Origin of the sequence: Sphingobacterium sp. GVS05A, from assembly GCF_019969845.1 — a bacterium.
Taxonomy (GTDB): domain Bacteria; phylum Bacteroidota; class Bacteroidia; order Sphingobacteriales; family Sphingobacteriaceae; genus Sphingobacterium.
In genome coordinates this window covers 156,877-170,425 of the sequence record NZ_JAHXYR010000007.1, presented here as the reverse complement: position 1 = coordinate 170,425, position 13,549 = coordinate 156,877, and the positions used below count along the sequence as shown (strand labels likewise).

Genomic DNA, 13,549 nt, shown 5'->3' with positions numbered 1-13,549 from the left:
TCGGATCATACGATAGCGCGTAGCCGAAAGTTTAATCAAATAAAGTCCACAAAAAAGCCCGCTATTAGCGGGCTTTTCTATATGAGTTCAAGACCAAGTTTATTCCTGACCGGCACCAGCTACTGGAGCTTCGCCATTCGGGTTATCTTGTTTTGGCTTATCTTCTCTTGGAGGACGAGGCAATAAAGCTTTACGTGAAAGTTTCATTTTACCTTGCTTGTCGATATCCAATAATTTAACCGTTACTTTATCACCTTCTTTGAAGATTCCATCCATTGTTTCAAGACGTTTCCAGTCAATTTCAGAGATGTGTAATAAACCATCTTTACCTGGCATAATCTCTACGAATGCACCAAATGGCATAATTGATTTTACTTTACCTTCGTAAGTTTCACCGATCTCAGGTTTAGAAGCAATCGCTTTGATACGACCTACTGCATCATCAATTGCAGCTTTATTGTCCGCAAATACCTGAACGACACCTTTGTTATCAACCTCTTCGATAGAGATTGTTGCACCAGTCTCACGTTGCATTTCCTGAATGATCTTACCACCTGGACCGATCACAGCACCGATAAATTCTTTATCGATCAACAATTGTACGATACGAGGTGCATGTGGTTTGTAGTCTTCACGTGGAGCAGAAATGGTTTTCTTCATTTCACCTAAGATGTGTAAACGAGCTTCTTTCGCTTGATCCAAAGCCTGTGTCAACACTTCCCATTTCAAACCATTGATTTTTAAGTCCATCTGACAAGCAACAATACCTTTTTCAGTACCAGTTACCTTAAAGTCCATATCACCTAAGTGATCTTCATCTCCTAAGATATCCGATAAAATTGCATATTTACCAGTTTTCTCATCAGAGATCAATCCCATTGCAATACCAGATACAGGAGCTTTCAACTTCACACCAGCATCCAAAAGAGCCAATGTACCGGCACATACTGTCGCCATGGAAGACGAACCATTGGATTCCAAAATATCAGAAACCACACGGATTGTATATGGGTTTTCGTTATCTGCAGGTAATACTTGTTTCAATGAACGCATTGCCAAGTTACCATGACCAACTTCACGACGGCCAGGACCTCTGTTCGGTCTTACTTCACCCGTAGAAAACGCAGGGAAGTTGTAGTGAAGGATAAATTTGTTATAACCGTTGATAAAAGCACCATCAATCATTTGCTCATCGTCTTTAGCACCTAAAGTAACCGAAGTCAATGATTGTGTTTCACCACGTGTGAATACGGCAGAACCGTGTGCTGCTGGTAAGTAATCCACTTCAGACCAGATTGGACGTACCGTACGTACGTTACGACCATCTAAACGCATGCCTTCATCCAAAACTAGATTACGGACAGCATCATACTGAACATCGTGGAAATATTTTTTGAATAAGAATGCAGTATCATCGTCTAATTCTTCAGGCATTGTTGCTCTGTATTCCTCAGCAATTTTTGCAAAGTTTTCAGAACGGTCATGTTTTGCAGAAGCTGATTTTGCAATTGCGTATACTTTATCATAAGTAGCAGCAAAAATAGAATCTCTCAATTCAAGGTTTTCAGGCTCGTGATTATACGCACGTTTCACAGTTTTACCGACCAAATTAGCCAATTCTACCTGTGCAGCAACTTGCTTTTTGATAGCCTCGTGAGCAAAAGCAATAGCTTCAACCATTTCAGCTTCTGAAATTTCTTTCGCTTCACCTTCCACCATACCGATATCCTGAGCAGAACCAGCAACGATAAATTCTAAAGTTGCATTTTCAAGTTCAGATAATTTTGGATTGATGACTAATTGACCGTCAATTTTCGCTACACGAACTTCTGAGATAGGACCGTTGAAAGGAATATCAGAAACTGCAATTGCAGCAGATGCTGCCAAACCTGCTAAAGCGTCAGGCATAATATCTTTATCAGCAGAGATTAAGCTGATGGCAACTTGTGTATCTGCGTGATAGTTTTCAGGGAATAATGGACGTAATGCGCGATCTACCAAACGAGAAATCAATACCTCATAGTCTGATAATCTAGCCTCACGGCGTAAGAAACCACCTGGGATACGACCAGTAGCCGCATATTTCTCTTGATAATCTACTGAAAGTGGTAAAAAATCAACTCCAGATTTAGCTTCTTTGGCAGAAACGACAGTTGCAAGCAACATTGTATCACCTTGTTTTAGTACTACAGCACCATCAGCTTGTTTCGCTAATTTCCCTGTAGACAATTCGATTTGGGTGCCATTACCCATATCGATGGTTGTTTTAATTTCGTTGTAATTCATTTAATCTTGTTTTTGACACGCTTTTCATCTTGTTGGCAGCGTGCCGATATTTTAAATACGTTAGATTTCAGCACAAAGGTAAATTAAAATATTAAGATTAATGCAATTAACAGCAGGCTAAATATGCAAAGCCAATACTCAGCCCACAGGGAGCTGAAGCATCCGATGTCATTCTTTGGAAATCTGCTTCTAAAAAAGCACCCGAAGGTGCTTTTTTAGGTTGTACCTTTTGGAACATTTTCCGAAAAACAACGGCCCATCCAGAAAAAATCGGACATTGGGTACTTTTAATATATTTAGATCTAACTTATCAAGCCAGAAATTGTGATTTTAAATTTGGGCATTTTTGTTACACAATCACACTCCTTTCCTTTTTTCCTCCTTTAATTTTTAAGGACAGCACATTATGATCAAATAGGGATCAAATTTTATCTTTTAACGCTACTTCTTCAGTGTTTGTTCAGTGCTTGCTCAGTGATGACTCAGTATAGACTGAATAACGAATGACTGATTACTGTCTAAAAATTGATTAAAAATTGTTATTAGGTATAATTTGGTATTAGGATGTTTCGGTTTTAATGTTTATCTTGATTATCTATTTTCTAATCAGTTAGTTATGGCAATTATCAAAAATGGCGTTAATGGAACTGTTTCTGGGAAAGCAGGTTCTGTTGTGTTTGTGTTGACGAAAACAGGAAATTATGTACGCTCTCTCCCACGCGTTAAAAAACGGGAGCCCACTACTGAACAGCTGCTCAGTAGAACACGCTTCAAAATTGTGAGGTCGCATATTAGTATGTTAAATCCGATCATCAAGATAGGCTATAAGGCGTACAGTTATCCAAAGCGGGCATATGATGGTGCGATGTCTTATAATCTGAACGAAGCACTTATGCAGGAAGGAGACGGTTTTGTAGTTGACTGGAAGAAATTTATGGTTGCCAAAGGAAGCCCCAACCCCATCACTTCTTACACGATGGATTTCGATCAAGAAAACGGAGTGCTTCAGGTTACTTGGGAATATGATGCCTATCTGGAGAAGAAGTTTGACACAAGGTCTTACGATTCCTTCCTAGTCCTATATAGCGCAGCGGATAATGGAGTTGAATATGCACTTTTGACGAACGAATCGAAAAACAGCTTAATATCTGGCAAACAGGATATTAATATTCCAGAACATACAAAGGAAGCGACTTATGAAGTGTATATATTTTTTGTAGAGAGCTATGGTGGAGGTAATACAGACAGTCTGCACTTGGGCAAGATAGACGTGTGACGATAGTTATTAATGACACAATTATATAGGTATAATACCTAAAACGAGATATTTTATAAAAAAAGCCATCCAAAATTTGGATGGCTTTCCTAAAAACCTTTGTACAAAAGCTTATTTGATGATATCACGTAGACCTAGACCTTTGATGATCGCACGGTAACGGTTAATATCAGTTTTGTAAAGATAAGCCAATAATGAACGACGTTTACCTACCAACATTTGTAGGGCACGTTGTGTACCGAAATCTTTTCTGTTCTTTTTCAAATGCTCTGTTAAGTGAGCAATTCTCTTAGTGAATAAAGCAACTTGACCTTCTGTAGATCCAGTGTTAGTAGCTGATCCAGCAAATTCTGCGAAGATTCCAGCTTTGTACTCTTTACTTAAATACATTTCTTGAATAATATTAAAGCGTTAAAAAATTTATTAATTGCGTGCAAAGGTAGTATTTTTTTTTGGATCAGCAAATACACCATCCTAACCTCTTCGCTCTCACTATACTTTTACATATATCTTTTTCTTATCCAGCCAGTAGCAGATTACCCACATTAGCGTTAAAAAACACAGTGAATAGACAAAAGAACCGACTTCCGGGATTCCGGGAACTTGGGCACAGACATATTTATAAAACCAGCCAAAAGCGTCAATATATTTTTGAGTCCCATCTTCAGCTAGTCCATCCGGGATGCGGAATAGCCCCAGAAAACGAGGTAAAATTCCGCTCAGTACAAATATAAATAAAGGGTTTTTGCCAAACACATCAAAAAATTGGGTCAATTTATTTTTGACACCTTGTACCTCTATAAACCAGATCATACCGCCAATGGTCATTGTAGCAAGTCCTGTCGTATAGAGCACATAAGAACTTGTCCAGATTTTTTTATTGATCGGAAAACCGAGTGCCCAGATCCATGCTAAAACAACAAGGATAAAACCAGTCACAAACATCCCCGACAACAATTTAAAATGTGGTTCATTTGAAGCAGGCACCTTAGACCAGAGCCAGTCCACCTGCCCTTGTTTTTTAATAAACACCCCTACCAGATAGCCAAACACAACCTGAACTACTGCCGGCAAAGTACTCATCAAGCCCTCTGGATCGAATGGCACACCTTCACCTTTATAAATATGCGGCACCCCTAAAATAGCGATATCGTACTTTGTCCCAAACCATCCTTCTAAGCTATATGGATCAGCACCCCCTGCTAATGCACAAACAGCCCAGTACAGCAATAGTATACCTGCAGAAATCCAGATAATTGCCTTTTCTTTAAAATAATAAGCTAATATAGATGCAAAACAATAAGCAATGGCGATACGTTGCAATACCCCAAGGATACGAATACCTCGACTTGGATCATTGGGATCTACCCATTGTTTAAAAACCAGTTCCGCTCCCTCCCATTTAATAAAAGGCCACCAGTTAATAAAAAGACCAATTGCAAAAATTAAGACCGTACGTTTAAGCACTTTCTTCCAGAAAACTGCCGGACCTGCTTCTTGCAAGCGGGGAATCACAAAGGACATCGCATTCCCTACAGCGAATAGAAAAAACGGAAAAACGAGGTCTGTTGGGGAGCATCCATGCCAGGCTGCATGTTTAAGCGGTGCAAACATGTGCGCCCATGTCCCAGGATTGTTTACCATAATCATCAGTGCCACAGTAGCCCCACGAAACACATCCAAGGAATAATAACGTTGTTTCATCATAAATTAAGTGATTAGCTAGTAAATATAGGTATTACCCAATTCATATTTATGCATAAAAAAAAATAATAATGGCACAAACAGGAGTTCTTTTTATTTTTTTTTAAAAAGTATTTGGAACTTAATAATAAATACCTAATTTTATGTAACAAAATTTATACTAACCATATTTTGTTTTTTAAACATAACGATCTGGAACAATAAGCCAGATCATACGGATTATTAACTAGAGTACCTGGATTAACATTTAACCAAAAACTATAGCTGATCCCAAGGATTGACATAGTACTAAACAATTTAATTAACCTTAAATAGTAGAAAATGAGTGTCTTTTACAAAAAAAGTGCAGGCTTAGCCCTATGCACACTGTTTAGCGCAACAGCACTTTATGCGCAACAAACGGTTTCTGGCAATGTGTCAGACAAAACAGGCCCCCTTCCTGGTGCTACTGTAGCCGTTAAAGGCTCAATTGCCAAAACACTTACCAATGAGCACGGATCATTTAAAATCAACGCTGAAAAAGGACAAACGATCCGAATTTCTATGATTGGTTACAAACCTCAGGAAATCGTTGTCGGTTCGGCGAGCGCAATTAAAATCTTATTGGAAAGTGACGAATCTTCATTAGATGAAGTTGTTGTAACAGCTTTAGGCATCAAAAGAGATAAAAAATCGTTAGGTTATGCAACAGCAACCGTTACCTCTGACGACTTGCTAAAAGCAGGGGCAACCCAGAACCCTTTTCTAGCAATGTACGGAAAAGCCGCAGGTGTGGGCATCAATATAGGTTCAGGTGGTCCAACAGGTGGCGTCAATATTCGTATTCGCGGAGCCGCAGGATTGGAATCTGGAACTAATACACGGCCACTATTTGTTGTAGACGGTGTACCGCTTTATGACGAAAGTACTTCAATGGAATCAAGGGGATATGATCCTTTGAATTCTTTTGATATGGGATCGGGAATAAATGACTTAAATTCTGAAGATATTGAGTCAATCGAGATTCTAAAAGGGGCGAAAGCCACCGTGCTTTATGGTAGCCAAGCTTTAAATGGTGTTGTTTTAGTAACAACAAAAAGTGGACGGAAAACACGTGGGCTAGGAATTCAAGTGAACCAGCAGATAAGTATTGACAAACCATTTACTTATATTGACTTCCAAAATGACTATGGATCTGGAGCATCTACCAATGACATCCAGTATGCAGATATTAATGGTAAAAAAATTAGAAAGTTACCACTGAGTAGATTTAGTTTCGGGCCTAAATTTGACAACTCAGACATTATGCTTTATGATAGCACCATGAGTACGTATCATGCCTATCCGGACAACTTTATTAATTTTTTTAAAACAGGAGTTAATAACAGGACTAATATAGCCGTTTCAGGGGGAGGCGAGATTGGTAGCGCTCGTGCGTCCTATACCACCAATACCTACAACGATATATTACCTGGGTTTAAACAAAAGCAAAATACATTTAGTTTCAATGGAAATTTTATGCCATCGAAATTTGCCAGTTTCGAATTTGTGAACAATTTGTATAGCGTCAACACAAAAAATAGAAGGCCCAATATTCAACAATGGGTGGCTACAGGCTTAAATCGCGACTATGATTACAATTGGATTAAAGGATTTTATCATGACGCACAAGGATACAGAAAAGATCTTGAACCCTATGGTTTAGCAGGCGGTTCACCGGGCTTTTGGCCTAATGCCACCTCTAATATCCTTTGGGAACAGAATGATAATCTAGATAAAGACACCAAATTCCACTTAGTCAGCTCAATCAAAACGACATTACAATTTAGTCCACATGTTTCATTTATTGGACAAGCGTCTATTGATTACACCAATACAGATGTTGTTACTGAAAATAAAATAACCAGAATGGTTCCAGATAGAATTGGAGGCGGATATAAATGGACCAAACGCAATACAACCGTACAAAACTATCAAGGACTCATGAAATACGAAAATAGTTTCAACAAAGATTGGAACGTTTTTGGATTTATAGGTGGTGCATATCAAAAGATTACCGACAACAATATGTTTACTTCTACAGGGAATATGGGCTTATTGTATCCAGACTGGTATTCATTAAACAATGCCAATATTGCAAATTGGCCTACCGCAGGAGCTCGAGGTCAGGTTATGGGAAATGGAAGAGGGTCTGATGTTTTATATAGCATGCTTGGATCGGCTACAATATCTTATAAAGAAAGTCACTATCTGGAATTGCAAGCCCGAAACGACTGGAATTCTACCTTACAATCACCTAATAACTCCTATTTTTATCCTGGACTTTCCTATACATGGAACTTTTCAAACGACTTTAAAATACCCAAGCTACAGTATGGTAAACTTCGCGTAGCCTGGGCAAATGTCGGTGGAGGTCCCTCGACCGCTACCGGAGATCGATATTTTGCAAATAACATTTTTAGTGTAGGACAGTTACCATACTCTTATGGCCCAGTTACTGTCACTCCTCCATCCAGTCTCTTCCTAGAAATGATAAAACCGTTTAGAAAAAGAGAAATAGAGATCGGATTTAATACAAGGTGGTTCCAAAACAGTAGATTAGAAATTGATTATTCGTTTTATAACAACAATACCTACGATCAGATTATTTCTCAGCCCTTATCTTCCTCAACAGGCTATTCCTCTGCCAAAATTAATACCGGAAATTTAAGGAATTGGGGACACGAGATATTCATCAAGGCGGCACCAATTGCGAACGAAAAATTTAGATGGGATCTAACATTTACCGCTGCTAATCAATTTTCAAAAGTCATCGCATTATACCCAGGAATCACTCAAAAATACATCACTGGAAATAGTGGCTTCCAAGTATTTGCTGAAGAAGGAAAAAGAATTGGCGAAATTAAAGCCTATGACTATAAAAGAGATGAAAGCGGAAACAAGATTATTGGCCCAAATGGATTATATCAATTATCTGACGATGTCTCCTACATTGGAAAAAATGTCAATCCTGATATTTTCGGCGGTTTTATGAATGATTTCTTCTTCAAAGGGTTCAATTTCCACCTCGGATTGGATTACAAATTCGGCGGATCTGTCTTTTCTTATACCAATAACTATTTAATGGGTACAGGGGTGATCAAGCAAAGCTTACCAGGGCGTGACGAAGAAAATGGAGGTGTTGCTTATTACATCGATAAAAACAACAAATTTATCCAAACGCAACATAATGCAGCTGCTCCATCGGATTCCAAAGATGGGATAATTTATCACGATGGTATAATTTTGGACGGGGTAATGGAATCAAATGGGGCATACGTCAAAAACAACCAAATTGTAAGCGCGCCAACCTATTATGGAACTTATATTAATGACTTGGGCACATCTTGGCCGCCAGATCGTTTGTTCAAAAACGACTATATCAAATTTCGAGAGATCTCGGTTTCATATACCATTCCGCAGCAATGGGCTAATAATTTAAAACTCCAAAAGTTGACCTTGACGGCTGCTGCTAGAAACCTTGGATATCTTTACAAAAGTATACCAAATATTGATGCTGAAGCCGCTCTTGGTGCACAATCCTACATTGAAAATTCGTTTTATCCATCCGTCAGAACATTCACTTTCGGTGTTAACGTTAGTTTTTAACCAATTAGACATTCAATCATGAAAAAAATATCAATAGTAATAGCATCGGTTTTTATCCTATTTACAGGATGTAAAAAGACATTAGATAAGGAATTTACCAATCCTGAAATATATGACAAAACAGGAAATCTTTTTAGCGGATTATTTACTTCTACACTGTACCAATGGAAATTTTATGTTCAAGACTACGGCGAATGGTGGTGGGATATAGCAGGAACAGGCGCCATGGGTGTCGCGGGCTATACACAAGTCTCACAACGCTATATAACGGATCGCTATGCTTGGTTTAGTCTTTATGATGACTTATCAGGTGTTAACGGGTTCGGAAGTGAAAACCAATTATGGCAGAACAGAATGAAGGCGTTTTATGAACGCGCGAATGCTTGGGCTGTGATCAAAGACAACCTAGCTAATGTATCCGGGCAGGAGCTTGACGATAATATCATATACTATCATTTAGTGACGGTTGTTAAAGATTATGCAGCTCTACTCACTGTAGATTTTTATAACTCCATCCCCTATTCGGAAGCCTTTCGCGGCAAGGATCGTTTATTTTTTCCAAAATATGATGATCCAAAAGAAATCTATCTAAGTGTATTGGGAGATTTAAAAAAGATCTCAGATGAACTTCCTGCTGCATACGACAAAATGAGCCCTGCTGCTATTTCAACATTTAAAAATCAAGATATTGCATTTCGAGGCGACATCAATAAATGGCTTCAGTACATCAATGCTTTGCGCCTAAAATATGCATTAAGGATATCCGGAGTAGACGAAAATACGGCGAAGACGCACATTAATGAAACGTTGGCAAAGAACAATCTACCTACAACAGATATGGTTTGGCAAATGCCTTATGACCTAGATCCAAGAAACGGTGGAGAATGGGTTAGAGGATTATTTGAAGGTTGGGCAGGCACATTCATCCCTAATATTATAATAAAAAGGATGAACTATGGCACTTCTGCGTATGAAAAAGGTGTAGATGACCCTAGACTACCTGTAATTGCATTTCCAACTAAGCATAGTAATTTTGCCGAATCCATCGGAGACTATCGTGGAGTCAGTATGAATGCAGATGCCCAAAAACCAATTTATGATGGCGGAGAGAAATATTACACAGGTGGGCCCAATGGGAATATAAGTGATCATTTCAAACAAAATTCAAAATCTCTTTATAATTTTGCCAACATTACCATGAACAAGAAGTTCCCAGTCTATATGATGTCACAAGCAGAAGTAGACTTGATCTTGGCCGAAATTACTTTAAAAAACTTAGGAAATACCGGTCGTACAGCTGATGCACATATCAAAAATGCAATTTCTAACTCTACTAATTTTTGGTATAATAGAAGTGATGAAAGTGACTTCCAAAAAAGTCAACTGATATTACACCCAGCCAAACCAGCCGCGAGTGATGTCACAAAATATTCTGACTTCATCGCAGCTAAATATAATGCTAAAACCAATGCCGATGATAAACTGGAAATTATTATGCAACAAAAATATATCCATTTAAACATCATGTGCCCATACGAATTATGGACAGAAGTCAGAAGAACAAGACATCCAAAACTGGAACCAATGACTTTTAATGGAAAAGTAATGAAACCGTTCCCTGAGAGATTAAGATACCCTACAGCAGAACAACAAAACAACCCAGACAACTATGCAAAAGTGAAATCAGATGATAATTTTACAACATCGATCTTTTGGGTACCTCAAAATCTAAGAAATGTAAATCCTTATTGGAGCGATTCCAATTTCGAATAACGCATAGCTCCATATTTACCAGCACTGAAAGCCTAGAGTCAAGTCTAGGCTTTCCACTTTTTAAAAGTATTTAAAAAGTTCTTAAAGCTTATCTAAAATACTTATCTTTATCTAACAATTATAACCATTTCCTATATTAGGTCAATTAAACGATGAAAGCGGACATTTTACGATTATTATATTATAATAAGACACAATCCATTGCGGATCTTTCTAAATCTCTTTCAAAAAGTACACCTATAGTCACAAAGACGATTAATGAACTTGTGAAACAAGAACTTATCCTTGATAATGGTCTGGGGGAATCAACAGGTGGTCGACGTGCGTCCCAATATGGGCTCAACAATAACCTGCCTTATTTTATTATCAGTATAGCGATAGATCAATATTACAGTTCCTTTACGATTTCCAATTTAGCACACACTATCGTTGCACAGCAGAAGGATGTCGCGATCAACCTAAAAGAGCAGGATGCCGGAGAACGGATTCTCCATTCCTTGGAAACTATTCTTCATGAAAGCCGGATCGACAAAAAAAATATCATTGGAGTGGGAATCAGTATGCCCGGATTTGTCAATCCGGAAGAGAAAATAAACGATTCCTATCCCCAAAACTCCTCGCTTCACCATCTATATAAGCAAATTGAAGACAAGTTGCAGGTAGCCACGGTCATTGACAATGATTCACGATGTGTTGCCTGGGCAGAAAAAGAATTTGGTCATGGGGTTGACATTGCACATACATTGGTGATTAACTTAAATTGGGGGGTTGGTCTTGGAATTATCATAAACGGAGAGATCTTTAAAGGTGCAACAGGATTTGCCGGGGAGTTTAGTCATATCCCATTGTCCGATAAAAACACCCTATGCTCATGTGGCAAGAGAGGCTGTCTTGAAGTCGAAGCATCCTTAAATGCTGCCATACAAAATACCGAATCAGATATCCAAAATGGTGAATATTCTATTTACTCAACTTTTGCTAAAATAAATTCCAATAAAGCTGATACATTAATTGAGGCTGCAAAGTTGGGCGATCAAATCGCAATTAATAATCTCGGAAAAATTGGCTACATGCTCGGAAAAGGTATTTCAACCTTGCTGCATATCCTCAATCCGAACAAAATAATTATTAGTGGCCGTGGAGCGGAAGTGGGTGATATTATAGCCCCACAGATCCAGGTAGCGATCAATGAGTTCAGCATTCCTAAAATTGCAAAAATGACAAAAATAGAAATTTCTGAACTTCACAAAGACGCACAGCAAATGGGCACAGCGGCCTTAGTAGCCGAACATCTGATCGATAATATTATCCATTAGCCATGTAAAGCTGCTATTTTATATACTCTAATCTTGATTTTCAGTCTTAATACTAATTTAGCTGCAACTCTTCCTATACCGTGGTGTTCTAAACTAACATGGTCTGAAAAAAAATGTCTAAGGACATGTAGAAGATATAAAAACAGATAATCGACAAAAAGAAAGTACGGACCAACAATATAATGGATCCATACAGAGATTCCTATAAAACGCTCCTATTTTGAGAGCGTTTTTTTTTTCATCCACACAAACAAAATAAAATTTAACAAATCAAAAAGACTACTTTTTAAAAAAAGATAAAAAGTTATTTCTACTTAACACAAATATAACATATCTTTAGCGCTCACTAAATGGGAAAACACTAACGCATCCCCACATAATATAATGGAATTGAAGGAGAAAATCCTTGTATATCTTTACTATCTAAAGGAGCTGTCTATTGCTGGACTTTCTAAAAGTCTGTCAAAGAGCACACCTATTGTTACAAAAGCAGTTAATGAGCTATTAGCGCAACATATTATTGTGGACAAAGGTTTGGCTGTTTCGACTGGAGGCAGGAGAGCTGCATTATATGCGTTAAATGATGACGTAGATCACTTCATTATTAGTGTATCCGTAGATCAGTTCTATACATCCATTAATCTGAGCAATCTGAAACAAGAAATCTTAGCTGAAACATCGGATATCAGACTCGATCTAGGGGACGAATCCGCAGGAGATGACATTCTGGAGTACATCAAGAAATTTATTAAGCATCACAAATTAAAGAACAACAAAATTATTGGGATAGGAATCAGCATGCCAGGTTTTGTCAACGCTCATCTTGGCGTCAATGATTCCTTTGCCGATCATAATCCACTTCATCATCTTAAGAATAGTATTGAAAGCAAGCTAGATATACCTACAATAATCGACAATGATTCTCGTTGCGTCGCTTGGGCCGAAAAGGAATTTGGTGGTGGGGTCGACAGTACACACACCTTAGTTATTAATCTGAATTGGGGAGTAGGTTTAGGTATTATCATTAATGGTGAAATTTTCACTGGTGCTACGGGTTTCGCTGGTGAGTTTAGTCATATCCCGCTTTCGAACACCAACAGCCTATGTTCTTGTGGAAAAAGGGGCTGCCTCGAAGTAGAGGCATCTTTAAAATCTGCCATAGAGCAAACGGAGATAGCCATCCAACAAGGAGAATACTCCATCTACAGTACGCTCATCAAAACCATGAGCAACAAAAATAACGCCCTTATTGAGGCTGCAAAAATAGGCGATCAATTGGTTATTTACAATATCGGAAAGATCGGTTATATGATCGGAAAAGGCATCTCTACCCTACTTCATATCCTCAATCCGAATAAAGTTATTATCAGTGGCCGCGGAGCGGAGATCGGACATATATTAGGTCCGCAAATCCAGAATGCTATCAATGAATTTAGTATCCCGAGAATAGCGAAAATGACTGAAATAGAAATTTCGGGGCTACACAAAACTGCACAACAAAAAGGGACAGCTGCATTAGTTGTCGAACATTATATCAATCGCATTTTAACGAATTAAACTCTTTACT

At 38.3% G+C, this 13,549-nt stretch carries 8 protein-coding genes; 5 read left to right on the top strand and 3 right to left on the bottom strand.

Features of this window, described 5'->3' with window-relative positions; genetic code table 11:
* Nucleotides 1-99 precede the first annotated feature (99 nt).
* Nucleotides 100-2,286, bottom strand: a complete 2,187-nt coding sequence (gene pnp / locus LC454_RS17905; RefSeq protein WP_120261476.1) for a polyribonucleotide nucleotidyltransferase — start codon at nucleotides 2,284-2,286, stop codon at nucleotides 100-102.
* Nucleotides 2,287-2,902: 616 nt separating this feature from the next.
* On the opposite strand from pnp, the gene LC454_RS17900 reads away from it, so the two are divergent.
* Nucleotides 2,903-3,562 (top strand): DUF6266 family protein, encoded by a 660-nt coding sequence (locus LC454_RS17900; RefSeq protein ID WP_223583830.1) that lies wholly within the window; start codon nucleotides 2,903-2,905, stop codon nucleotides 3,560-3,562.
* Nucleotides 3,563-3,673: 111 nt separating this feature from the next.
* Here the strand turns inward: LC454_RS17900 and rpsO are convergent, their stop codons facing one another.
* Together rpsO and LC454_RS17890 are read right to left on the bottom strand one after the other, a co-directional pair.
* A complete protein-coding gene (rpsO, locus tag LC454_RS17895; protein ID WP_120261475.1) occupies nucleotides 3,674-3,952 on the bottom strand; it encodes a 30S ribosomal protein S15 in 279 nt (92 codons plus the stop codon).
* 102 nt (nucleotides 3,953-4,054) lie between these two features.
* Nucleotides 4,055-5,266, bottom strand: a complete 1,212-nt coding sequence (locus tag LC454_RS17890) for an acyltransferase family protein (protein WP_410528664.1) — start codon at nucleotides 5,264-5,266, stop codon at nucleotides 4,055-4,057.
* A gap of 321 nt (nucleotides 5,267-5,587) precedes the next feature.
* Here LC454_RS17890 and LC454_RS17885 point away from each other — a divergent pair, with 321 nt between their 5' ends.
* The 4 genes from LC454_RS17885 to LC454_RS17870 all read left to right on the top strand — a co-directional run bounded on the left by LC454_RS17885 (nucleotide 5,588) and on the right by LC454_RS17870 (nucleotide 13,539).
* Nucleotides 5,588-8,893, top strand: a complete 3,306-nt coding sequence (locus tag LC454_RS17885) for a SusC/RagA family TonB-linked outer membrane protein (protein WP_223583828.1) — start codon at nucleotides 5,588-5,590, stop codon at nucleotides 8,891-8,893.
* An 18-nt stretch (nucleotides 8,894-8,911) separates the two neighbouring features.
* Complete coding sequence (locus LC454_RS17880) at nucleotides 8,912-10,666, top strand: SusD/RagB family nutrient-binding outer membrane lipoprotein (RefSeq protein ID WP_223583827.1); 1,755 nt, start codon at nucleotides 8,912-8,914, stop codon at nucleotides 10,664-10,666.
* A 152-nt stretch (nucleotides 10,667-10,818) separates the two neighbouring features.
* Nucleotides 10,819-11,982, top strand: coding sequence for an ROK family transcriptional regulator (locus LC454_RS17875; protein WP_223583826.1), 1,164 nt, complete (start codon nucleotides 10,819-10,821; stop codon nucleotides 11,980-11,982).
* 390 nt (nucleotides 11,983-12,372) lie between these two features.
* The gene (locus LC454_RS17870; protein WP_223583825.1) at nucleotides 12,373-13,539 is read left to right on the top strand and encodes an ROK family protein; all 1,167 of its coding nucleotides are present in this window, start codon (nucleotides 12,373-12,375) and stop codon (nucleotides 13,537-13,539) included.
* The last annotated feature ends 10 nt before the right edge of the window (nucleotides 13,540-13,549 follow it).